The 21,989-nt window shown below is 73.9% G+C and carries 19 protein-coding genes; 11 read left to right on the top strand and 8 right to left on the bottom strand.

Translation table 11 applies throughout. The features are described from left to right. The first annotated feature begins 50 nt into the window (after positions 1–50). The 4 genes from ADJ73_RS00200 to guaA all read left to right on the top strand — a co-directional run bounded on the left by ADJ73_RS00200 (position 51) and on the right by guaA (position 4,056). A complete protein-coding gene (locus ADJ73_RS00200; RefSeq protein WP_050346578.1) occupies positions 51–1,301 on the top strand; it encodes a YncE family protein in 1,251 nt (416 codons plus the stop codon). Positions 1,302–1,362: 61 nt separating this feature from the next. Beyond that, positions 1,363–2,154, top strand: a complete 792-nt coding sequence (locus tag ADJ73_RS00195) for an SURF1 family protein (RefSeq protein WP_082176631.1) — start codon at positions 1,363–1,365, stop codon at positions 2,152–2,154. Continuing rightward, entirely contained in the window at positions 2,126–2,467 is a 342-nt protein-coding gene (locus tag ADJ73_RS00190; protein WP_050346577.1) for a DUF3817 domain-containing protein, read from the top strand. Before ADJ73_RS00195 ends, ADJ73_RS00190 begins: the two co-directional genes overlap by 29 nt. Further along, positions 2,464–4,056 (top strand): glutamine-hydrolyzing GMP synthase, encoded by a 1,593-nt coding sequence (guaA, locus tag ADJ73_RS00185; protein ID WP_050346576.1) that lies wholly within the window; start codon positions 2,464–2,466, stop codon positions 4,054–4,056. Before ADJ73_RS00190 ends, guaA begins: the two co-directional genes overlap by 4 nt. A gap of 38 nt (positions 4,057–4,094) precedes the next feature. Here the strand turns inward: guaA and ADJ73_RS16360 are convergent, their stop codons facing one another. From ADJ73_RS16360 to hemG, 3 genes are all read right to left on the bottom strand, one after another. After that, positions 4,095–5,129 carry a serine hydrolase gene (locus ADJ73_RS16360; protein WP_156188041.1) on the bottom strand — a complete coding sequence of 345 codons (1,035 nt, stop codon included), beginning with the start codon at positions 5,127–5,129 and terminating at the stop codon, positions 4,095–4,097. A gap of 114 nt (positions 5,130–5,243) precedes the next feature. Beyond that, a complete protein-coding gene (locus ADJ73_RS00170) occupies positions 5,244–6,473 on the bottom strand; it encodes a TIGR04053 family radical SAM/SPASM domain-containing protein (protein WP_050346573.1) in 1,230 nt (409 codons plus the stop codon). After that, positions 6,470–7,888, bottom strand: a complete 1,419-nt coding sequence (gene hemG / locus ADJ73_RS00165; RefSeq protein WP_050346572.1) for a protoporphyrinogen oxidase — start codon at positions 7,886–7,888, stop codon at positions 6,470–6,472. Before hemG ends, ADJ73_RS00170 begins: the two co-directional genes overlap by 4 nt. A 180-nt stretch (positions 7,889–8,068) precedes the next feature. Between hemG and ADJ73_RS00160 the strand changes: the two genes are divergently transcribed. Then, entirely contained in the window at positions 8,069–9,013 is a 945-nt protein-coding gene (locus tag ADJ73_RS00160) for a phosphatase PAP2 family protein (RefSeq protein ID WP_050346571.1), read from the top strand. A gap of 53 nt (positions 9,014–9,066) precedes the next feature. Here the strand turns inward: ADJ73_RS00160 and ADJ73_RS00155 are convergent, their stop codons facing one another. After that, entirely contained in the window at positions 9,067–11,757 is a 2,691-nt protein-coding gene (locus tag ADJ73_RS00155; protein WP_082176628.1) for a lamin tail domain-containing protein, read from the bottom strand. Positions 11,758–11,959: 202 nt separating this feature from the next. Here ADJ73_RS00155 and ADJ73_RS00150 point away from each other — a divergent pair, with 202 nt between their 5' ends. Together ADJ73_RS00150 and ADJ73_RS00145 are read left to right on the top strand one after the other, a co-directional pair. Then, positions 11,960–13,276, top strand: coding sequence for a Mur ligase family protein (locus ADJ73_RS00150; RefSeq protein WP_050346570.1), 1,317 nt, complete (start codon positions 11,960–11,962; stop codon positions 13,274–13,276). Continuing rightward, on the top strand, positions 13,276–14,049 hold the full coding sequence (locus ADJ73_RS00145) for a type 1 glutamine amidotransferase (protein ID WP_050346569.1): 774 nt from the start codon (positions 13,276–13,278) through the stop codon (positions 14,047–14,049). The genes ADJ73_RS00150 and ADJ73_RS00145 overlap by 1 nt, the downstream gene beginning before the upstream one ends. 143 nt (positions 14,050–14,192) lie before the next feature. Here ADJ73_RS00145 and ADJ73_RS00140 read toward each other — a convergent pair whose 3' ends face one another. Continuing rightward, positions 14,193–15,266, bottom strand: coding sequence for a lysylphosphatidylglycerol synthase domain-containing protein (locus ADJ73_RS00140; protein ID WP_050346568.1), 1,074 nt, complete (start codon positions 15,264–15,266; stop codon positions 14,193–14,195). 2 nt (positions 15,267–15,268) lie between these two features. Then, the gene (locus ADJ73_RS00135; protein WP_082176627.1) at positions 15,269–16,093 is read right to left on the bottom strand and encodes a PIG-L deacetylase family protein; all 825 of its coding nucleotides are present in this window, start codon (positions 16,091–16,093) and stop codon (positions 15,269–15,271) included. Positions 16,094–16,127: 34 nt separating this feature from the next. Here ADJ73_RS00135 and ADJ73_RS00130 point away from each other — a divergent pair, with 34 nt between their 5' ends. Continuing rightward, positions 16,128–17,348 (top strand): glycosyltransferase family 4 protein, encoded by a 1,221-nt coding sequence (locus ADJ73_RS00130; protein WP_050346566.1) that lies wholly within the window; start codon positions 16,128–16,130, stop codon positions 17,346–17,348. 5 nt (positions 17,349–17,353) lie between these two features. Next, positions 17,354–18,121, top strand: a complete 768-nt coding sequence (locus tag ADJ73_RS00125) for an NUDIX hydrolase (protein WP_050346565.1) — start codon at positions 17,354–17,356, stop codon at positions 18,119–18,121. 48 nt (positions 18,122–18,169) lie between these two features. Here the strand turns inward: ADJ73_RS00125 and ADJ73_RS00120 are convergent, their stop codons facing one another. Both ADJ73_RS00120 and ADJ73_RS00115 read right to left on the bottom strand, forming a co-directional pair. Further along, positions 18,170–18,433 (bottom strand): hypothetical protein, encoded by a 264-nt coding sequence (locus ADJ73_RS00120; RefSeq protein ID WP_050346564.1) that lies wholly within the window; start codon positions 18,431–18,433, stop codon positions 18,170–18,172. Continuing rightward, positions 18,430–19,851 carry a PspC domain-containing protein gene (locus ADJ73_RS00115; protein ID WP_050346563.1) on the bottom strand — a complete coding sequence of 474 codons (1,422 nt, stop codon included), beginning with the start codon at positions 19,849–19,851 and terminating at the stop codon, positions 18,430–18,432. Before ADJ73_RS00115 ends, ADJ73_RS00120 begins: the two co-directional genes overlap by 4 nt. 125 nt (positions 19,852–19,976) lie before the next feature. Between ADJ73_RS00115 and ADJ73_RS00110 the strand changes: the two genes are divergently transcribed. Next, complete coding sequence (locus ADJ73_RS00110; RefSeq protein WP_050346562.1) at positions 19,977–21,284, top strand: ATP-binding protein; 1,308 nt, start codon at positions 19,977–19,979, stop codon at positions 21,282–21,284. Then, the gene (locus ADJ73_RS00105) at positions 21,284–21,961 is read left to right on the top strand and encodes a LuxR C-terminal-related transcriptional regulator (RefSeq protein ID WP_050346561.1); all 678 of its coding nucleotides are present in this window, start codon (positions 21,284–21,286) and stop codon (positions 21,959–21,961) included. Before ADJ73_RS00110 ends, ADJ73_RS00105 begins: the two co-directional genes overlap by 1 nt. Positions 21,962–21,989: the final 28 nt, after the last annotated feature.

Genomic DNA, 21,989 nt, shown 5'->3' with positions numbered 1-21,989 from the left:
TGCCGCTAGGTTGAGCCCGTCGTGGACCCATCGACCCGTCGGAGGCCGTCGTGAAGCTCGTGGTCCGTCACGACCCGGTGTTCGTGCGACGCCGCCGGATCGTCGGGCTGGTCACGCTCGTGCTGCTCGCCCTGCTGGTCCTCGGGCTGGTCCGGGCCTGCCAGGGGCTGACCGCGGGCCGGGACGACGCGGCCGCCTCCGCGCTGCAGGAGCAGTCCCGCGCCTTCGACGTCGGCTCGACGCACCTGGTCTCGCGGCAGACGATCACGGGCGCCATCAACCCCAAGTCGGTCGCCGCGTCGCCCACGGGTCTGGTGCTGGCGCAGAACATGATGTACCGCCACACCGTCACCGCCTACTCCGCGGACGGGCAGCTCAAGGCCACCGTCAACGACGCCGTGGACCTCGGGGCCTACGGCGTCGCGGGCAGCCGCGGCACCGTCAAGGGCGCGCCCGTCGAGGCCGTGTGGACCCGCGACGGTGCCAAGGCCTACGTCTCCAACTACTCGATGTACGGCGCCGGCTTCGAGCACAACGGCTACGACGACTGCACGACGAGCTCGACGGTCGACCGGTCCTACCTCTACCGGCTGGACGCGGCGTCGCTCAAGGTCGACCAGGCGATCCAGGTCGGGGCGGTCCCCAAGGTCGTCGCGCTCACCCCCAACCAGCGGACCGTCCTCGCGACCAACTGGTGCTCGGGCACGCTCTCGATCGTCGACGTGGCCCAGGCCAAGGAGGTCGGCACCGTCGCGATCGGGGCGCACCCCCGCGGCATCGCGGTGAGCCCGGACAGCCGGACCGCCTACGTCGCCGAGATGGGCGGGGAGACCGTCTACGCGGTCGACCTGGAGTCCCGCACCGCGAAGCCGCTGGTCAAGCCCGGCAAGGGCCCGCGCGCCCTGGTCCTGTCCGCCGACGGCAAGCACCTCTACGTCACCAACAACGACGCCGACACGCTCGTGCGCGTGGACGTCGCGACGGGTCGCGTGGACCGGTCGGTGCGCCTCGCGGACCAGCCGCGGTCCATGGCGATCAGCACCGACGGGCGAGCGCTGTATGTCGTCAGCTACGGGGCTGCGACGCTGACCAAGGTGCGGGTCTCCGACCTCACCGTCCAGCAGACGGTGGCGACCGGACCGAGCCCCATCGGGGTGGCCTACGAGCCGACCCGCAACGCCGTGTGGGTGTCCTGCTACAGCGGGTCCATCATGCTGCTCGACGAGTCCCGCGCCGGCGCTCCGGCCCCGGCGCCCAAGGGCACCCCCAGCGCGTCGGCGTCCGGCCCGGCCCACGACTGACGACCCGCCCTCCGCCGGGGGCGTGGAGGGACCATGCAGGTCCGGGCCCTAGGCTGGGGCGGTGATCCGGACTGCGCTCAAGCCACGCTGGCTGGGGCTGCTGGCCCTGGTGCTGCTGGTCGTGGCCGGTTTCGTGCGGCTCGGGCTGTGGCAGCTGGACGTCTCCAAGGACGACGGCGCCAAGCAGGCCCTCGCGCACGCCCAGGCCCAGCCCGCGTCGCCGCTGCACGACGTGATCGAGCCGCACGCGACCTTCCGCGGTGCCATGTCCAACCGCAAGGTCACCGTGACGGGCACCTACGACCCGGCGGGGCAGTTCCTCGTGCCGGGGCGGCTGCTCGAGGGCCGCCACGGCTACTGGGTCGTGACCCCGCTCGACGAGAGCGCCACGAGGGCCCGCGTCGCGGTGGTCCGCGGCTTCGTCACCGACCCGGCGGCCGCGCCCGCGGCACCGCGGACCCGCACCACCGTGTCCGGCACCCTCGCCCCCGGCGAGTCGCCGTCGGACGCGTCCCTGCCCGCCGGCCAGCGCGGCTCGATCGACCTCGGCGTGCTGGTCAACGTGTGGCCGCAGGACCTCTACAACGCCTTCGTCATCGCCCAGGGGGAGCAGCCGGACCTCGGTGCGGGCACGGCGCTGCAGCGGATCCCGCCGCCGCGCCCGGAGTCCCAGCTCAACTGGCGCAACTTCGCCTACGCCATCCAGTGGTGGATCTTCGCCGCGTTCGCCCTCTACATGTGGTGGCGGATGGTGCGAGACGACCACCGGGCCGTCATACGGCCCGACGACCCCGACCACTCGCCGTCCGAGGAGGACTCGACCGATGACCACCCGGCCCGTGCAGGGCTATGACAACCCCGAGACCGTCCGCAAGGCCCTGAAGCCGTTCGAGATCATGGCCTTCGTGGTCGGTGTCGGGCTGCTGGTGCTGGTGCTGGAGATGGTGCTGAAGTACGCGTTCGACAACGACGTCCTGGCCTGGTGGGCGATGCCGCACGGCTTCCTCTACATGATCTACCTGGTCACGACCTTCAACCTCGGGACGGCCGCCAAGTGGCCGCTGTCCCGGATCATCAAGGTCATGCTGGCCGGCGTCGTGCCCTTCCTGTCCTTCGTCGTCGAGCGCCAGGTGGCGCGTGAGGTGCACGGTAGGCTGGCCGGGTGAGCGACACCCCCCACTCCGAGTCCCTGCAGGCCAAGCCGGTGATCGTGGTCGACTTCGGGGCGCAGTACGCCCAGCTGATCGCCCGCCGGGTCCGGGAGGCCAAGGTCTTCAGCGAGGTCGTCCCCCACACGTGGAGCGCGGAGCAGATGCTCGCCAAGGAGCCGTCCGCAATCATCCTGTCCGGTGGGCCCTCGAGCGTGTATGCCGACGGCGCCCCCCGCCTGGACCCCGCGCTGCTGGAGGCGGGGATCCCCGTCTTCGGGATGTGCTACGGCTTCCAGGCGATGGTGCAGGAGCTGGGTGGCACGGTGTCCCACACGGGGCTGGGGGAGTACGGCTCGACCCAGGCGCAGGTCCTGGACTCCTCCTCGACGCTCTTCAACGGCCAGCCGCAGGACCAGTCGGTGTGGATGAGCCACGGTGACTCGGTGACGGCGGCGCCGGACGGGATGCGGGTGACTGCGGCGACCTCCGGGGCGCCGGTCGCGGCGTTCGAGGACGACCAGCGCCGGCTCTACGGCGTGCAGTGGCACCCCGAGGTCATGCACTCCACCTTCGGGCAGCGGGTGCTGGAGAACTTCCTGTGGAAGGGCGCCGGGCTGACGGCGGACTGGACCGCGGGCAACGTCGCCGACGACCTGGTGGAGCGGGTGCGCGAGAAGGTCGGCGAGGACCGGGTGCTGTGCGCCCTGTCCGGTGGCGTCGACTCGGCCGTCGCGGCCGCGCTCGTGCAGAAGGCGGTCGGGGACCAGCTCACCTGCGTCCACGTCGACCACGGTCTGCTGCGCGCCGGTGAGCGCGAGCAGGTCGAGCGGGACTTCGTCGACGCGACCGGGGTGGACCTGATCGTCTACGACGCCAAGGAGCAGTTCCTCGCCGCGCTGGCCGGGGTGACCGACCCCGAGGAGAAGCGCAAGATCATCGGTCGGGAGTTCATCCGCGCCTTCGAGCAGGCCGCGCGCGACGTGGTGCAGGACCGCGGCGACGACGAGCACCCGGTCAAGTGGCTGGTCCAGGGCACGCTCTACCCCGACGTCGTGGAGTCCGGCGGCGGCGAGGGCGCCGCCAACATCAAGAGCCACCACAACGTCGGTGGGCTCCCGGACGACCTGCAGTTCCAGCTGGTCGAGCCGCTGCGCACCCTCTTCAAGGACGAGGTCCGTCAGGTGGGCCTGGAGCTGGGCGTGCCCGAGGCGATCGTCTGGCGCCAGCCCTTCCCGGGCCCGGGTCTCGGCATCCGGATCATCGGCGAGGTCACGGCCGAGCGGTTGGAGGTGCTGCGTCGCGCCGACGCCATCGCCCGCGAGGAGCTCACCGAGGCCGGCCTGGACCGCGACATCTGGCAGTGCCCGGTGGTGCTGCTGGCCGACGTCCGCTCCGTGGGGGTGCAGGGCGACGGGCGCACCTACGGCCACCCGGTGGTGCTGCGTCCGGTGTCCTCCGAGGACGCGATGACCGCCGACTGGTCCCGGGTGCCGTATGACGTGCTCGCCACCATCAGCAACCGCATCACCAACGAGGTGCGCGAGGTCAACCGCGTGGTGCTGGACGTCACGAGCAAGCCGCCGGGCACGATCGAGTGGGAGTGACCCCGGGCCGCTGACGCTCACGCAGACCGGCAGGGGCGCTACCCGGCGAGGGCGGCGGCGGCCAGCGCCGACAGGTGCTCGATGGTCTCGATGCTGCCCTGCTCGCTGCTCCCGTCGCAGGTGATCACGGACATGAGCAGCTCGTGGCCGTTGGCCGCCTGCACCCGGCCCGCCGACGTCACGACCCACCCGTCGGGGAGGGGGAGCCAGCCGTTCTTGAGCTCGGCCTCGTCGTGGGGGGAGGCCGCGGAGATGCCCCAGTCCTGGTCGTCGGAGACCTGGCTGAGCAGCTCGAGGGCAAACCGGCGGGCGGGCTCGTGCAGCGGCCCGTCGGTGACGAGGTTGCGCACCAGCCGCACCTGGTCCGCGGCGGTGGTCGTGGTGAGCCCCCAGCGGTAGCTGGTGCCCGGCTCGGTCTCGGTCATCCCGAACCTCTCGTTGGCCTCGCGCAGGCCGTCGTCCCCGCCGATGCGTCCCCACAGGGTGGTGGTGGCCTTGTTGTCGCTGTAGGTGATCATCGAGCGCGCCAGCTCCTCGTCGGACGAGCTCAGCTCCCGGCCCTCGTCCTGACGCTGCAGCAGCAGGGTCAGCAGGACGTCCAGCTTGACCAGCGACGCCGTCTCGCACCGCTGCCCCGGGTTGTGCTGGACGGTGTGGCCGGTGGCGAGGTCCGTCGCGACGACCCCGACCAGGCCCTTGCGGCCGGCCACGTAGTCCCGCGCGACGGCGTCGAAGGTCTCCCGGGTGACCGTCGGCGTGGGGCTGGGGGTGGCGCTGGGCGTGACGCTCGGGGACGGCGCCGCCGCGGTCGTCGTCCTGGTGACCGGGGGGCGGCCGCTGGTCGCTCCGGCGCCCGACACGCCGGACGGGCCCGCCGCGGCCGCGACGGTATGGGTCACCGCGGGCGCCGTCACGGTCACCGTCGAGGCGGCGACCGACGTGGTGCTGGACCCGCACGCGGCGGCGGCCAGGACCGCCGGCACCACCACTGCCCCCGGCAACGCCGCAGCCAGCGCGCGTCGCAGCGCGCTGCGAGAGCGACCGGGCCGCGGGGCGGCTGCGTGGGCAGGCATGTCGCCCATTGTCACCGACCGCACGGGGTAGTCAGGTCAACGCGCAGCGTGTCGACCGGGCGCGTTCCCTCGGTCGGCGGCATCACGGCGGAGCGGGTGACCTTGTCCGGACCGTCAGTGCGCGTGGGCGCGCATCTGGGCGGCAGCACTGGCGGCCACGCCGCCCTGCGCCGCGGCAGAGCCCAGCGCGGCGGCAGGCACATAGCTGCAGGTGGGGTCGGAGGCGAGCGGGTCCCCGGTGACGGCATACGCGTGGGAGCGGGATCCGCCGCACACCTCGCGGAACTCGCACACCCCGCACTTGCCGACGAACTGCTCGGGGGTGCGCAGCGCCCGCATGATCGGGGACTCCCGGTAGATCTCGGGCAGCGGGGTGTCGCGCACGTTGCCCGCCCGGTGGGGGAGGAAGCCGGAGGGGTAGACCCAGCCCTGGTGGTCGATGAAGACGAAGCCGCGCCCGGAGTTGACGTCGATCGGGGGGCGGGCGGGGCGTTCGTGGACCTCCCGGTCGCCGAGGAGCTCGCGGGTCATGGCGGTGAGCTCCGCGTGCAGCGGCCCGTGCTCGGGGGTGCGTCCGGCGCGGGCGGCGTCGAGGCGCTGCAGCACCACCCGCCGGTAGTGCGGTGCCTCGGTGGTCTTGATGGCGATGAAGCGGGACACGTCCACGAGCCAGTGCAGCACGTCCTCCACCTCGTCGGGCGACAGCGTCTGCAGCTGCTGGCCGCGGCCGGTGGGGACGAGGAAGAACACGCTCCACAGCTTGGCGCCGAGGTCGAGCACGGTGGTGAGCAGCCGCGGCAGCTCCAGCACGGTGGACCGGGTCACGGTGGAGTTGATCTGCAGCCGGAAGCCGGCGTCGGTGGCCAGGCGGGCCGCGTCCAGGGTGCGGTCGAAGGTGCCCTCGAAGCCGCGGAACGCGTCGTGCGTCGGCGCCTGCGCGCCGTCCAGGGACAGTGAGACGGCCTTGCCCCCGGCGTCGCGCAGCTCGCCCAGTCGCTCGGTGGTGAGGTTGGGGGTCGCGGACGGGGACAGCGCCATCGAGAGCCCGAGGGAGCTGCCGTATGCCGTCAGCTCGCCCAGGTCGGGCCGCTCGAAGGGGTCGCCGCCGGTGAGGACCACGAGGGGATAGGGCTTGGGGAACGACGCGATCTGGTCGAGCAGCGCCTTGCCCTCGTCGAGGCTGAGCTCGAGCGGGTCTCGGCGGGTGATGGCGTCGGCCCGGCAGTGCAGGCAGGCCAGCTGGCAGGCGCGGGTGACCTCCCAGATCGTGATGAAGGGCTTGTCGGCGACGTCGTGCCGCTGGTGGCGGACGGCCTTGGCGGCGTCGGGGACGGTGGTGGTCATGCGGTCGCTCCTGGGAGGATCGAGGCGACCGCCCGGGTCGCCGAGGTGACGCAGCCGCTGATGCCGGCGCCGTCGTGGGAGGCCCCCGCGACGACGACCCCCGGCAGGTCCCGGCCCAGCGCGCGGCGGGCGGCGCCGATGCGGTCGGCGTGGCCCACCTCCAGCTGCGGCGCGGTGCGGGGCCAGCGGTGCACCCGGGTCGCGACGGGTGCGGCCTGCAGCCCGGTCAGCGCGGCGAGGTCCGCGAGCAGCATCGCGACGAGCTGCTCGTCGTCGTGGTCGGCCACGAGGGTCGAGCCGTCCCGGCCGGCGGACAGCCGCACCAGGGTGGTGTCGCCGCCGGCGAGCTGGGGCCACTTGGAGGACACGAAGGTCGCCGCCTTGAGCCGCAGCCCGAGCCGGCTCGGGATCATGATGCCGGTGCCCGTGCGGATCGCCGGGCAACGCTCGGCCTCGGCGCGGGGGAAGGCCACGAGCACGGACGCGAGCGTCGCGGAGCGCACCTGCCCCAGCGCGTCGCCCGCCTCGGGGGAGGCCCCGGCGAGCAGCCTGGCCGCGACGGCGGCGTTGACGGCGAGCACCACGGCGTCGGCGACGAGGGTGGAGCCGTCGGCGAGGGTGACGGCATACGCCCCCTCGTCGGTCCGTATGACGGAGCTGGCGCTCGCCGACGTCCGGACCTGCACCTCGGTCCCGGTCAGCAGCTGGTCGGTGAGGGTGGCCAGGCCGCCCGGCCACGTCGCGAACATCGACGGCGCGACGCTGGGGCCGCTGCGGCGGGCGCGCACGGACAGCGTGAGGGAGCGGCCGGAGGACGCGACGGCGGCCAGCTGGGGCGAGGCCGACCGCAGCGACAGCCGGTCGATGTCCCCGGAGTGCAGTCCGCCGAGCATCGGGTCGACGAAGGCTTCCGCGATCTCGTCGCCGAAGCGGTCCCGCACGAACCTGCCGACGGACACGTCGCCGGGGACGGCGTGGCGCCGCGCGACGAGGGGTTCGAGGGCGGCGCGGGCGAGGCCGGGCACCGAGACGATGCCGGAGCGCACCACCGGCATGAGCTGCGTGGGCCCGCTGGGTCCGACGCCCTGCGGCAGCCGTCGCAGCCCGCGGGGCGTGGCCAGCCAGGTCGCGCCGGGGTTGGAGCGGACCATGGTGTCCTCGAGGCCGAGCTCGCGCACCAGCTCCACGACGGCGGGGGCGGCGAGGTGGACGGCCTCGGCGCCGAGCTCGCAGCGGCGCCCGGCGAAGTCGACGGTGAGGATCTGGCCGCCGAGCCGGTCGGCGGACTCCAGCACGGTGACGCGGGAGCCGGCCTGGGCGAGCCGGCGGGCGGCGAGCAGGCCGGTGACCCCGCCGCCGATGACGATCGAGCGAGCCGGGACGCTCCGGGGGGCAGGCGAGGTGGGGGCGGGCATGGGATCCACTGTAGTGAGCGGGGCGGGGCCACCCAGCGGCAGGTCCCCCTTTGACATGCCAAAAACCGTGTTATAGGTCGGGCGCGGGCGCCCGCCAGGCCGGCACCGAGCGCACCTGCGCAGCGCCGCGGCGGGTGGTCCGTGGGCCCGGCCCGGACCGGACTGGGGCAAACTGGACCCATGTCGACGACCGAGACCTCGCCCGCCCCGGCCGCCGTGCTCGCCGAGCTCCACGGTCACGCCCGCCGCTGGTCCCTGGCGCTGGCCGTCACGGGCTTCGCCGTCCTGCTGCTCGCCATGGTGTGGAACGTCCTCACCCCGTGGGGCCAGCGGCTGGACCAGAAGGCCTTCGCCTCGATCGCCATCACCGACACCTTCCGCTACCAGCACCTCGGGACCGTGCTCGGGCCCGTCGAGGTGCGGATGCTCGGCGTCGCCTTCGCCGTGTGCGCCGTCCTCGCGCTGATCCGCCGCCGGCTCGACCTCGCCGCCGCGGCCCTGGTGGTGGTGGTGGGCGCCAACGCGACCGCCTACCTCACCCGCGTGCTCCTCGTGCCCCGCCCCGACTACGGCGTCGGCGACCTGGGGCCGCTCAACTCCGCGCCCAGCGGGCACGCCGTCGCCGCCGCCTCGATCGCCATCGCCATCGTGCTGGTCACGCCGATGACGATGAGGTTCTGGGTGACCTTCGCCGCGGCGCTGTGGGCCGCGTGGGTCTCCCTCGGCGTCGTCGTGGTGCGGATGAACCGCCCCGGCGACGTCATCGCGGCGCTCGCGGTCGTGGCGATGTGGGCCGGCCTCGGCGTCGGGGTGGCGGCCGTCCTCGCCGGGCGGCCCCGGCTGCGGCGGGCGCTGCGCGAGTTTCGCCGCCAGGTGCGGGGGCTCGGCTGGCAGCGGGAGCGCGAGCGGCGGGTGGCCAGCGCGCCATACGGCCTGACGCTGCTGGTGCTCTCGGGGCTGTCGGCCGTCATGGTGATGGGGGTGCTGCTGGTGTCGTGGGGCGTCGGCGTGATCGCGACCCCGCTCGGGATCCTGCTGGGCATCGGCTCGCTGCTGACCGTCGGGGCCCTCGTGGGCGTGCTTGTCGGCGCGACGTCCCGGGCGGTCGAGAAGTACCTGCGCTGACGCGAGCGGCCGGGAGCCCCGTGGCTCCCGGCCGCTCGCGTGCGTGGGCCCGGCTACTTGCGCCGGACGGTCAGGGTGGTGCTGGTCGCGGTGGTCTGACGGCCCGCCAGCGAGATCGTGTGCGGACCCGCAGGCGCCGTCGACGGGACCGTCAGCTTGTAGAAGCCGGTGCCGTCCGCCGCGATCGTCACCGTGGCCACGGGCTTGCCGTCCCACGCGACCGTGACGACGTCGCCGGGCGTCCAGCCGGCGAGGGTGAGCTCGACCTTCTGGCCCGGCTTGCGGACGGTGTTGTCCGCGGTGACGCTGCCGGGGGCGTAGAGGTGCAGCGCCGGCCGGATCCGCGCGACCTGCGGGTCGTGGTCGGAGCTCTGCACCGCGAACTCGCTGTTGATGTGCGCGACCTGCAGCTGCGTGGCGGCCTTGAGGTTGGGCGACACCATGATGTGGTCCAGCGTCTGGCTGATGCCGTTGAAGACGTAGGAGTAGCGCTCGTTCTCCGGCAGCGACCACATGGTGTCGTAGACGACGCTCCCGTCCCCGGTGAGCGCCTTCATCGGCGCCGAGAACTGGTAGTCGTTGAAGTCGCCGCCGAGCACGACGTTGGCCTGCGGGTCGACGGCCTTGACCTGCTCGACGAAAGCGCGCAGCGACTGCGCCTGCTGGGTGCGCTGCACCTCGGAGGCGCGGTTGGGCGGCTGGAAGCGGCCGTCGGCGGTGTCGTCGCCACCCTTGGAGTTGAAGTGGTTGGCCACCACGATCATCTTGCGGCCACGGAAGACGAACTCCCCGGCGAGCGGCTTGCGGCTGGAGGCCCAGGCCGGGTTGGTCGGGTCGACGCGGCCCGGGCTGGCCGACAGGGCCGGGGTGTCGACGAGGCCGGGGGTGGTGTCCTTGGTGACCGTCGTCGCGGTCGTCGCCGTGCCGCCCTGCCGCTGCACGAAGGTGACCCGCTGCGGGTTGTAGAAGAACGCGACCCGGATGTTGCCGCCGGGCTGGCCGCCGTCCTTGCCGTCCTCGGGGTTGATCCAGGCAGCCTGGTATGCCGGACCGCCCGCGGCCCGGATCGCCGCCAGCAGCTTGTCGGAGGTCTGCGTGGAGTCGACCGTGCCGTCGTTGGTCGCGCCGCTGTTGTCCTGGATCTCCTCGACGGTCAGCACGTCGGGGGAGCGCAGGGTGGTGACGACGCCGGCGGCGAGCGCGTCGAACTTGCTCCGTGGGTCGGCGGGGGCGAGGTTCTCGACGTTATAGGTGGCCACGGTGAGCTGGTCGTCGGCGGCCGCAGCGACCACGGTGCGCGGCAGCTGGTTGTCCACCCTGCCCCCGAGCTGGGTGGCGGCGATGGTGTAGCCGCCATACGTGCTCCAGTCGACGGGGCCGGTGGTGGCGCCCTGCAGGACGTCGCCCACGTTGGCCGCCGGGACCTGCCCGTCGACGGGCATGACGAGCATGCGGCCGGTCGGGGTGCCGTCGTAGTCGGCGATGTAGGTGCCGCCGCGCGGGGTGCGCAGCTCGTCGGGCTTGGTCTGCACGTAGATCTCGCCGTACTGCTGCTTGCCGGGGCCGACGACGCGGGCGTCGGCGACGGTGACCAGCTCGCCCTCGTGGGACTCGTACCACTCGATGGCGGAGCGGTGCGGGTCGAGCACGAGGTCCTCGACGTTGCCGCTCGGGGGCTTCGGGGCGTAGGTGTCGGGCAGGTCCGCCGGCAGCGTCAGGGCCTGGGGGAGGGCGTTGCCGCTGGAGAGGACGTTGACCACCGTCTTGGTGATCTCGGTCATCGACAGGTTGGCGGTGGTGGCGACCGTCTCGCCGCTGGACAACGGGTAGTAGTCGCTGACCTGGCCGCTGACCAGGACCGAGTCGCCGACCTTGACCGTGATCGGGGAGGACGCGGTGAAGACGAACACGCCGGTGGAGGCGTTGGCCTTGGCCGGGTCCTTGGCCGGCTGCTGGATCCAGAAGCCCTTGGTGCGGCCGGTGGCGCGGACCGCCGTGACGATGCCCGGGACGTTGGTGACGGCCTGGCCCTTGAGCGGGGAGAGGAAGCCGGGACCCTGGATGTCCTGGATGGTCGTGCTGCCGGGGGTGGGCGTCGGGTCGGTGGGGCCGGTGCCGACGGTGACCTCCGCGGGGGTCGGGGCTGCCGCCGTGTAGTCCTTGCTGTTGTCCCACCCGCTCGTCGGCGTGGGCAGGGTGCGTGAGATCGACGTCGCGTTGGTGGTGGCGGGGGCGGCGGCCACGACGTAGTCGGTCGCGGTGCCCCACCCGACGTAGTCGACCACGCCGGGGGCCGCGTCGCAGTCGGCGCCGCAGGTCAGGGCAGCGGCGGTGCTGACGAGGGCGATCCGGCCGGCCGTGCCCGACATCGCGATGGTGCCCTGCACGTCCGTGCGCGGCAGGGCAGCGGCGGCGGTGTTGGCGCCCGCGGCCTCGGCGACCACGTAGGTGCTGTGCGGGGCGATGGTGCCGGTCAGGGCCGTGCGCTGCCAGGACGTGCCGGTGGCGGAGGCGTACTGCACCGACCAGCCGTCGAGGCTGACGGGCTGGTCCGAGGAGTTGTAGAGCTCGACGAAGTCGTTGCGGTAGGGGGCGCCGGTGTTGCCGCCTCCGCCGAAGACCTCGGAGATCACGACGGGGCTGGCCTGGTCGACGGCCTGCGCCGCGACGGGGACGGTGAGGCCGGCGCCCGCGAGCAGCGCGACGGCGCTCAGGCGGGTGACGGCGCGCAGGTGGACGCGCATGATGGGGGGCTCCTGTGGGCGGTGCGGGGGCGACGGCGTCGTCGCTGGGAGATCACGACCGTAACCCCGCGTGACGGTGCGTTCGGGACCGCCACGTGTCGTGAGGATGACGCCCAGGTGATCAGTTTGTGGCGGGGTGCCCGGTCCGCCGGGCGGGTCGGCATACGGCCTGGGCCGGGGGCCCGACGGTAGGGTGACGGGCGTGTTGAGGACGACGGCCGCGATCGCGGCAGGCAAGCTCGCTCGGAGGGCCTCGCGGCTGCGGGGCGGTGGCAGCGGCGGCTCGGCGCTCCCGGGGCTGGTGGCGGAGCGCATCGACCCCAGCTTCCTACGGTCGACCCTCGGTGGCCTGCCGCGGGGCATCGTCGTCATCAGCGGCACCAACGGCAAGACGACCACCACCAAGATGGTGGTGGCGCTGCTGCGGGCCCACGGCCTGCGCGTCCTGACCAACCCCACCGGGTCCAACTTCACCCGCGGCGTGATCTCCTCGATGCTCGCCGAGCTGCCGCTGACCGGCCGCGTCGACGCCGACATCGCCGTGCTCGAGCTCGACGAGGCGCACGCCCTGAAGTTCGCCGAGGTCGTGCGCCCGACCTACGCGATGCTGCTCAACGTCGCGCGGGACCAGCTGGACCGGTTCGCCGAGATCGACTACACCGCCAAGCTCCTCACCCGCCTCGCGGAGCAGACCACCCGCGGCGTCGTGCTCAACCGCGACGACTCCTTCATCTCCCGCGTGGACGAGCACGTCCTCGCCGGCGTGGAGGTGCGGTGGTTCGGCGTCGCGCCCGTCATCGCCGACCGGCTGCCCGAGCTGCAGGAGGCGGACGTCCGGTTCGCCGAGGCGGACCAGGTGCCCGACCCGGGCCCGACCGACGGCCTCCTCGAGCCGGTCGACGACCACGCCTTCTGGATCCGCTTCGGCGACGGCCACGACGTCGGGCCGGTGACGCTGCGCCAGCGAGGGCTCGCCGCGATGATCAACGCGACCGCGGCGACCTCGCTCGTGCGGCTGCTGCTCGGGGCGGAGTTCCGGCATACGACCGCGGCTGAGGCGCTGCGGCAGGTGACGCCGCCCTTCGGGCGCGGCGAGGTCGTCGAGGTGGACGGGCAGGCGCTCGAGCTGGTGCTCGTCAAGAACCCGGCCGGGTTCACCGTCGCGCTCGGGACCTACGGCACGACCCCCGTCGCGTCGATGATCGCGATCAACGACAACTACGCCGACGGGCAGGACGTCTCCTGGCTGTATGACGTGAGCTTCGAGTCCCTCCGCGATCTCGGCGTCGCGGTCACGAGCGGGGTGCGGGCCTACGACATGGCGCTGCGGCTGCGCTACGACGACGTCGCGGTGGCGGCGGTGGAGCCCGAGCTCGAGGCGGCGCTGGACCTCTTCCTGGCCGAGCACCCCGACGAGCCCAAGCGGATCTTCTGCACCTACACGGCGATGATGGCGCTGCGGCGCGTGCTCGCCCAGCGCTACGACCTGCCCGACTTCGGCGAGGAGGCGAAGGCCTGATGAGCGACATCGCGAGCGGGGCCGGCGACCGCAGGAGCAAGGGCACCGTCACCCTCGTCCACCTCTACCCCCGCGAGATGAGCATCTACGGCGACCTCGGCAACACCCGCGCGCTCGCGTCGCGGCTGCGGTGGCACGGCTACGACGTCGAGGTGGTCGGGCACGCCCCCGGCGATCGGCTGCCCGACGAGCCGCACCTCGTCGTCGGCGGCGGCGGCCAGGACTCCGGGCAGGCCCGGGTCGAGGACGACCTAGCGCGCGTCGGCGACCGCCTCGTCGAGCTGGCCGCCGACGGCTGCCCGATGCTCGCGATCTGCGGGATGTACCAGCTCTTCGGCAACGCCTTCATCACCGTCGAGGGCCAGCGGCTCCCCGGCCTCGGCATCCTCGACGTCACCACGACCGGCAACCCGACCCGCATGATCGGCGGCATCGTCCTGGACACGGAGTGGGGCGAGGTCGTCGGATTCGAGAACCACTCCGGCGCAACGGTGCTCGGGCCCGCGCAGCAGCCCTTCGGGCGGGTCCTGGCGGGACGCGGCAACAACGGCACCGACGGCACCGAGGGCGCCCGCACGCACCACGTCATCGGCACCTACCTGCACGGCCCGATCCTGCCCGCGAACCCCACCCTCGCGGACGCGCTGGTCGGGTGGGCGGCGGAGCGGGCGACCGGTCGGCCCTTCGAGCCCGTCGAGATCGACGACGCGTATGCCGATCACGCCCGCACCCGTCAGGTCCGCCGCCTGCTCGCCGCCGACCGCCGACGGTAGAGGGGCAGGGGGAGCGGACTGGGCGACCACGACGTGTCCCGGGGGTGTGGTTGTGGTCGGTATGGCGGGCCGGGGCGACCACGACGTGTCCCGGGGGTGTGGTTGTGGTCGGCATGGCGGGGCCCGAAGGCAGGTGCCGCGGGTCAGGAGGTGGCGGGGCGGCGACCGGCATACCGGCCCTTGGTGAGCCACCACACCAGGCCACCCAGGGCGCCGAGCGGCAGCTCGAGCAGGTGGGTGTAGATGGTGAAGAGCACGATCCCCGCGGCCGCCGGCGCGTGCGCGGCGCCGAACCCGACGAGCGCGATCGCGGTCCCGGCCTCGGTGACACCCACCCCACCGGGTGTCACGCCGACGGCGGTCAGCAGCCGCCCGATGGCGAACGCCGCGAAGAAGTGCGCCAGCGACAGGTGCACGCCGGTGGCCCGCAGGCACAGCACGAAGAGGGCGTACTGGAACCCGAAGAACCCGATCATCCCGAAGGTCATGGACACCCAGCCGGTCTCGACGACGTGGCCGATGCGGGCGCGCAGGTCGGCGACCAGCGCGTCGACGCCCTGCCCGGGGCTGCGTCGGATCCGGCGCACCAGCGGCCCGATCACGCGGTCCAGCGACCGCCCGGTGGTCGTGGCGACGCGCTCGGACGCGATCGTCGCGACGAACCACGCCAGCAGCCCGAGCCCGACGAGCGCGCCGACTCCCGCCCCGCGCGCCACCCCGGGGGGCATGGGCTCGCCGGCGAGCAGCAGGACGGAGATGCCGAGCACGGGCAGCGCCATACGGCCGAGGACGTTCCAGACGCCGCTGACGATCAGGGAGGTGGAGATGTCGCGGGCGGTGAAGCCCCAGGAGCGATACATGCCATATGTCGCAGCCGCCCCCATCGCGCCGCCGCCCGGCAGCAGGTTGCCCGCCGCCGAGCCCGCGACGTTGACCATGAGCGCCTGCGGGTGGCTGAGCCCGGGCAGCGACCCGGTCAGCGTGAAGGTGTAGCACCACAGCGCCGTGAGCATGAGCGCGAGCAGCCCGAGGGTGTCGGCCCACGACAGCAGCCGCAGCTGTGCCCACAACGCGGACCAGGTGGTCTCGGCGAAGTGGGGCAGCCCCCACACCAGCAGCGCGGCCGCGAGGCCGATCCCGACGACGGCCTGGAGCAGGGTGCGCCACGGCGGTGGTCGGCGCTGGGTCGGCCCCTCGGTGGCGCCCCCCGACGCCACGGTCAGCCCAGCCCGTCGAAGACGTCCCGGGCCATCGGTGACCCCGGGGGTCGGGAGGCGTCCACGAACCACTCGCGCTGGAAGACCAGGTCGTAGAGCGGGCGGGGGATCCGCAGGAAGGCCGCCAGGGTGCGGTCGCCGTCGTCGGTGGCGGCCTGCGAGGCGTGCGCCCGCATCGAGGCGCGCTTGGCCGCGATGTGCCGGCGCACGTCGACGCGGTGGGTGATCTCGGACGCGGCGGAGAAGTGGTGGTCGAAGGATGCCCGGTCGAAGTCGGGTGGGAAGCGGTAGACCAGCGACACGAGGTCCAAGGCCCGGCAGATGAGGTCCCGCGGCACCGTGGCCTGCAGCACCCGCGGCGTCCCGGCCAGCTCGGCGGCGCGCGCCCCGACGCGGTGCACCTGCACGTGGTCGCGGTGGCCGTAGCCGCCGTGGCGGTCGTAGGTCAGCAGCACGTCCACCGACTCCTCGCGCAGGATCCGCGCCAGCCGCTCGGCGGCCTCGTCCACGTCGGCCCGCACGAACCGCGTCATGCCCTCCGGGTCGGGGTAGAGCTCCGCGCCGGACCCGCTGTCGGCGTAGCCCAGCCACTCGACCCGCGCCACGCCGAGGGCGCGGCACGAGCGCATCAGCTCACCGAGGCGCCGCTCGCCGAGGGACTGGGTGGCGGAGCCGGCATACGCGCTGGAGGTGAGGCCGAGGTCACCGTCGGTGGCGGTGACCACGATGACCCGGTGGCCCTCGGCGGCGGCGCGCGCGAGCGTCCCGGAGGTGAGCAGGGCCTCGTCGTCGGGGTGGGCGTGGAACGCGAGCAGTGTGTGTGACATCGGCTCCATCCTTGCGCATGGCAGGGTGGATGTCGTGAAGGTGGCCCTGCTGTCGGACTGCTATCTGCCGCGCCTCGGAGGGATCGAGGTGCAGGTCCACGACCTGGCGGGGTGGCTGCGGCGGGCGGGCCACGAGGTCGAGGTGTTCACGGCCACGCCCGGGCGGTCGGGGGAGCGGCACGGCGCCGTCGAGCTGGTGGACGGCGTCCCGGTGCACCACCTGGCGCTGCGACTGCCCGGCGACCTCCCGGTCAACCCGTGGGCCCCGCCGGAGCTGCGGCGACGGCTGCTGGCGGGCGGCTTCGACGTGGCGCACGTGCACATGGGGGTGGTGAGCCCGTTCGCGAGCGACGCGGCCGACGTGGCGCTCGCGGCCGGGATCCCCACGGCGATCACCTGGCACTGCGTGCTGGACGTCATGGAGCAGGTCCTGCGGGTCAGCGGCCGGGTGGGTCGCTGGGCCGAGCAGGGCGCGGCTCTGTCGGCCGTGAGCCGTATGGCGGCCCGCCCGCTCCAACGCCTCGCCCCTCGGGCCCGGGTCGCCGTGCTGCCCAACGGGATCGACGTGGACCGGTGGCGCCCGTCGGTGGATGTCGTTGTGGCACAGCAGGTTTCGGCGCAGGAGTTTCCGGCGCAGCCGGTTCCCGATGTGCAGGGTCTGGCGACGCTGGTGACCGCGATGCGGCTGGCGCGGCGCAAACGCCCGGTGCCCCTGCTGCGGGTGCTGCGGCGGGTCGAGGACCAGGTCGGGCCCGAGATCGACTGGCGGCTCGACGTCTTCGGGGACGGGCCGCAGCGCCGGCTGATGCAGACCTACCTGCGCGACGCCCGGCTGACGCACCGGGTCCGGTTGCGCGGCAGGGTGACTCGCGACGAGCTGCTCGAGTCCTACCGGGGGGCGGTGGGATACGTGTCACCGGTGCGGCTGGAGGCCTTCGGCATCGCGGCGCTGGAGGCGCGCGCCGCGGGGCTGCCGGTGGTGGGCATGCGGGGCAGCGGGGTGGAAGAGTTCGTCGAGCACGGGGTCTCGGGGCTGCTCGCGGCGGGTGATCGCGAGCTGGGTGCACACCTGGTTACCCTGGTGTCGGATCCGGCGGAGCAGCAACGGATCCGAGCCCACAACGTGGCGACCCCACCGGCCCAGTCCTGGACGCAGGTGGTGCGCCTGGCCGAGACCGAGCTGCGCCGGGCGCAGGCGATCCGGGCGGGGACGACCCGGGCGGGGACGACCCGGGAGGGGACGAACGCAGGATGACGCAGATGGAGCCGGGCAGGCTCGAGCAGGACGACTACGGCCGGATCGTGCGCAACGGGCGCGTCCTGGACTCCCCGGTGCAGGTCGACGGCTACGACCGGGACGGGCGACGCTGCGTGGCCCTGGACCTGCCGCACGGCGTCGACCCGGCAGACCTGCTGCGCGCTCACGGGTGGGAGCCGCTGCGGGCCATGTCGGCCGAGCGGTCCATCGGTGACGCCCACGCCGTGGTGCTCTCCTACGCCGTGGACCCTCGTGAGGGCGGTCCGGCGCCGCTGCCCCGTCACCCCGTCCCGGTGGACGAGGGGATCGAGCTGGACCCGCAGCAGCCGCCGCTGGTGCGGACCCGGATCGCCGCCTACGCCGTGGTCACCGGCGACGCAGGGGTGCTGCTGACCGTCAACTCGGCCCGCACCAACGCAGCCGGCACCTGGGGGCTGCCCGGCGGCGGTGTCGAACCCGGCGAGGACCCCGCCGCCGCCGTCGTCCGCGAGGTGTGGGAGGAGACCGGGCAGGACATCACGCGGCCCCGGCTGGCGGCGGTGCTCAGCCACCACTGGATCGGCCGGTCCCCCAAGGGAGTGCTGGAGGACTTCCAGGCGGTGCGGCTCGTCTACCGGGCCGACGCCCCGCGCCCGGTGCCGGTGGTCGTGCACGACGCCGACGGGACCACCGAGTCGGCGGCCTGGGTGCCCCACGAGCAGGTGGCCGGGCTCCCGCTCGCTCCGGCCTGGCGGGACCTGCCGTCGTGGCTGGCGCCGGAGCGGCGCTGAGCCGGGTCTGAGCCGAACTCAGCCGGCCCTGAGCCGGGCTCAGCCGGCTCAGCGCCCGCGCCGGCCGATCCCCACCGCGCCCACCAGCAGCAGCACGATCCCGACCCCCACGACCACCCAGGGACCCCACGCGACCAGGTCGATGGTCAGGACGTCGAGCTGACGCAGCAGGACGGTCACCGCGACGAGCAGGCCCAGCAGGCCCACCACGATCGCCGGCGCATAGGGTCCGTGCGGCTGGGCAGCGGCCTCGAGCTCGGCCAACCGCCGCGCCTCCTCCGGGTCCATCGGGTAGAACCTCGAGCTGCTCATCGCGCGACCTCCTCGATCGTCAGCTGGCCGAGCCCGACCTGGGCCCGCAGCACCAGCGCCGGGGTCCCGGTGCCGATGGTCGTGGTGCCGTCCCCCACCGACTGGGTGGTGCCGTCGGCGCGTCGCACCTCGACGTCGCCGAGGCCGACGTGGCTGCGCACCTCCACGGTGGTGCCCTGCGGGACCCGCACGGTCATGTCGCCCATCCCCACCTGGACGCCGACCTCCCGACCGTCGAACGAGGCCGCGCCCACCTGCGTGAGGTCGAGGGTCCCGTCGCCGGCGCCCACCTGATAGCTGGATCCCGGGGGCAGCGACGTGGGCGTCCAGCTCCGGCTCCCCGCGCCCATGCTCACCGACCACGGCCCGGTGCGGGGGCCGTCGAGGGGCAGCTGGCCGCTGATGCCGACCGTGGTGATGGCGAGCGCGACGACCACCGGCACCGTGAATCCCCCACGGCGCCCGGCCAACCCGATCACCACCAGCAGCATCGAGCACAGCGCCAGGGCGACGGCGGCGGCGACGACATACGGGCTGCCGACGTGCAGGCGACCGGTGCTGGAGGCGGCGATGACGGCACCGGCTCCCGCCACGGCCAGCCCCAGCGTGGCCGCGGTCCCCGGCCAGCCGAGGGTCGGGCGACGCCGCCGCACCGGCACGTATGCCGCGCCCGTGGTCGACGGGGTCATCGATGCCGGCGGCGACGGGGTGCTCGACGCCTGCGACGACGGGGTGCTCGACGCGAGAGCCGGCCCGGTCGCGGTGGCGGGGCTGTCCGGGGCGGCCGGAGTCCAGGTGGCCGCAGCGGTGCGGTCGGGGCTGGCGTCGGCAGGGACGGCGGGGGTGGGGGTGGCGTCGGGCGCACCCACGGTGGGCGGGAGGGTCGGGCGCGGGTCGGTCGGGCTGGGCTCGGTGGGTCCCTGGTCCGACGTGCCCTGGCCGGCGCGGCGACCACGACGGCCGTGCCCCGTGCAGCCGCCGCCGGACCGGCTCCACCAGACGAGACCGGCCGCCACGACGACGAGCCACAGCGCCACCGTGCCGACGCCCAGGCGACCGTCGTGGCCGATGCCCCACCCGTCGCCGAGCCCCCCGACCAGCACGATCCCCGTGAACACCAGCAGCACCACGGAGTCGCCGTCGCCGTGCCGGACGGCCTTCTCCAGCGGGATCTCGCCCTTGGTGTCGGCCATCAGCGAGAACGCCAGGAAGTAGGCCGGGAACCCGAATCCCCCCAGCACCAGCAGCAGCCCCCACACGACCCGCACCACGACGGGGTCCACGCCGATCTTGTCGGCGACCCCGCCGCACACCCCGGCGACCCAGCGGTCGGAGAGCCGCCGGCGGATGCCGGTGTCTCGCACCCGCTGGAAGAACCGGTCCAGGCTGTCGCGGGGAGGGGGCGGTTGCTGCGTCATACGGACACTGTGGTCCGGGCCGCGGGCCGGGGCCATGAGGGTCGGCCCTGACAGCACCCTGAGGGCGCCCCTGAACCCCCGCCCGGGTGCTCGTGCGCGGGTGCCGCATGGGTCAGGATGGGAGCATGCCCGCGCCCTACGAGCAGACCGGCAGCGTCGCGTCGACCGACGCGCCGCCGCGACTGCTGCGCCCCGTCGACGACGGCTGGGTCGCGGGGGTGTGCGCGGGGCTGGCCGAGCACCTGCGGCTGCGGCCCGCGCTGGTGCGCGTGGCGATGGTGCTGCTGACGGTCTTCGGCATGGGGCTGGGCGTCCTCGCCTACCTGGCCGTGTGGGCCCTTACGCCGCAGCGCCTCGGCCCGGACGGCCCGGCCCGCACCGCACCCACCGGCGTCACCGGGGCGACGGGCGGCGCTACCGCGGCCCCCCGCCGGCGCATCCTCTCGCGCAGCCGGCTGCTCCACGACGAGGCCGTGGTCAACCTGCTGCTCGGGCTGGGGCTGGCGGTGCTCGGCGGCGCGATCCTGCTGACGCGCGCCGGCGTCGACCTGCGCCTCGGCCTCACCCTCCCGCTCGGGCTCATGGCCAGCGGCGCGATCGTCGTGTGGGCGCAGCTCGACCGCAGCGAGCGGGACCGGTTCCTGCAGCAGTCGGCCGCGGACTCCCGGGCCGGCCTGGCCCGCGTGATGACGGGGGTCGTGCTCACCGTCGCCGGCGTCGTCGTCCTCGCCACCCGCGCCCAGGGCCTTGGAGGTCTCGGCGACGCGGCCCTGTCGGCCGTCGCGGTCCTGGCCGGGCTGCTCGTGATCCTCGCGCCCTGGGGCATCCGGCTCTGGGAGGGCCTCAAGGAGGAGCAGGCCGAGCGCGTGCGCGCCACCGAGCGCGCCGACATGGCCGCCCACCTGCACGACTCGGTGCTGCAGACGCTCGCCCTGATCCAGCGCACCGCCGACGACCCCACCGCCGTGCAACGGCTGGCCCGCGCCCAGGAGCGGGAACTCCGGTCCTGGCTGTATGGCGGCGGCCAGAGCGCCCCCACCACCCTCGCCGCCGCCGCGGCCGCCGTCGCCCACGAGGTCGAGGACCGCCACGGCGTCCCGATCGAGCTCGTCGTCACCGGCGACGTCGACCTTGACGACGACGTGTCCGCGCTGGTCCGCGCCCTCGGCGAGGCGCTCAACAACGCCGTCCGGCACGGCGCCGCACCCGTGTCGGCCTACGTCGAGGCCGGACCGTCCGGGGTGGAGGCGTTCGTGCGCGACCACGGTCCGGGCTTCGACCTCGACCAGGTGCCGCCCGACCGGCTCGGGGTGCGGCGATCCGTGATCGACCGGATGGACCGCCACGGCGGCAGCGCCCGCATCCGCCGCCTCGACGACGGCACCGAGGTCGCGCTCACCCTCCCACCACGACCCACGACCGAGGAGCCCTGATGCTGCCCCCCACGACCCCGATCCGCCTCGTCCTCGTCGACGACCACCGCATGTTCCGCGCGGGCGTGCGCACCGAGCTCGACGCGTCGCTGCCGGTGGTGGGGGAGGCCGGCGACGTCGAGTCGGCCGTCGCCGTCATCAAGGCCGAACGCCCCGACGTGGTGCTGCTCGACGTGCACCTCCCCGGCGGGGACGGCCGCGGGGGCACCGACGTCATCCTGGGGTGCGCCGGGTGCACCACCGAGGCGGGGGCGCCGGTGCGGTTCCTGGCGCTGTCGGTCAGCGACGCCGCGGAGGACGTCATCTCGGTGATCCGCGCCGGGGCCCGCGGCTACGTCACCAAGACCATCAGCGGGTCGGACCTGGTGACCGCCATACGGCGGGTCGCGGACGGGGACGCGGTCTTCAGCCCGCGGCTGGCGGGCTTCGTGCTCGACGCGTTCGGCGCCGCGGCGGGCGAGATCGCCGAGGTGGACGAAGAGCTCGACCGCCTGTCCGCGCGCGAGCGCGAGGTGATGCGGCTGATCGCCCGCGGCTACCAGTACAAGGAGGTCGCCAAGGAGCTCTTCATCTCCGTCAAGACCGTCGAGACGCACGTGTCGAGCGTGCTGCGCAAGCTCCAGCTGTCGAGCCGCCACGAGCTGACCGCCTGGGCCATGAACCGCCACCTCCTCTAGACCGGTCGGCGGCTCGGGCGGTCGGTCA

It is taken from the genome of Arsenicicoccus sp. oral taxon 190 (genome assembly GCF_001189535.1).
Taxonomy (GTDB): Bacteria; Actinomycetota; Actinomycetes; order Actinomycetales; family Dermatophilaceae; genus Arsenicicoccus.
This window is presented reverse-complemented; position numbering and strand designations above follow the sequence as displayed.

Coding starts and splice junctions, on each gene's coding strand:
- ADJ73_RS00135 (WP_082176627.1), bottom strand. CDS start 16,093: ATGTCACACACACTGCTCGCGTTCCACGCCCACCCCGACGACGAGGCC.
- ADJ73_RS00145 (WP_050346569.1), top strand. CDS start 13,276: ATGAGCGACATCGCGAGCGGGGCCGGCGACCGCAGGAGCAAGGGCACC.
- ADJ73_RS00105 (WP_050346561.1), top strand. CDS start 21,284: ATGCTGCCCCCCACGACCCCGATCCGCCTCGTCCTCGTCGACGACCAC.
- ADJ73_RS16360 (WP_156188041.1), bottom strand. CDS start 5,129: ATGCCTGCCCACGCAGCCGCCCCGCGGCCCGGTCGCTCTCGCAGCGCG.
- ADJ73_RS00110 (WP_050346562.1), top strand. CDS start 19,977: ATGCCCGCGCCCTACGAGCAGACCGGCAGCGTCGCGTCGACCGACGCG.
- ADJ73_RS00170 (WP_050346573.1), bottom strand. CDS start 6,473: ATGACCACCACCGTCCCCGACGCCGCCAAGGCCGTCCGCCACCAGCGG.
- ADJ73_RS00120 (WP_050346564.1), bottom strand. CDS start 18,433: ATGAGCAGCTCGAGGTTCTACCCGATGGACCCGGAGGAGGCGCGGCGG.
- ADJ73_RS00190 (WP_050346577.1), top strand. CDS start 2,126: ATGACCACCCGGCCCGTGCAGGGCTATGACAACCCCGAGACCGTCCGC.
- ADJ73_RS00115 (WP_050346563.1), bottom strand. CDS start 19,851: ATGACGCAGCAACCGCCCCCTCCCCGCGACAGCCTGGACCGGTTCTTC.
- ADJ73_RS00155 (WP_082176628.1), bottom strand. CDS start 11,757: ATGCGCGTCCACCTGCGCGCCGTCACCCGCCTGAGCGCCGTCGCGCTG.
- ADJ73_RS00160 (WP_050346571.1), top strand. CDS start 8,069: ATGTCGACGACCGAGACCTCGCCCGCCCCGGCCGCCGTGCTCGCCGAG.
- ADJ73_RS00125 (WP_050346565.1), top strand. CDS start 17,354: ATGGAGCCGGGCAGGCTCGAGCAGGACGACTACGGCCGGATCGTGCGC.
- hemG (WP_050346572.1), bottom strand. CDS start 7,888: ATGCCCGCCCCCACCTCGCCTGCCCCCCGGAGCGTCCCGGCTCGCTCG.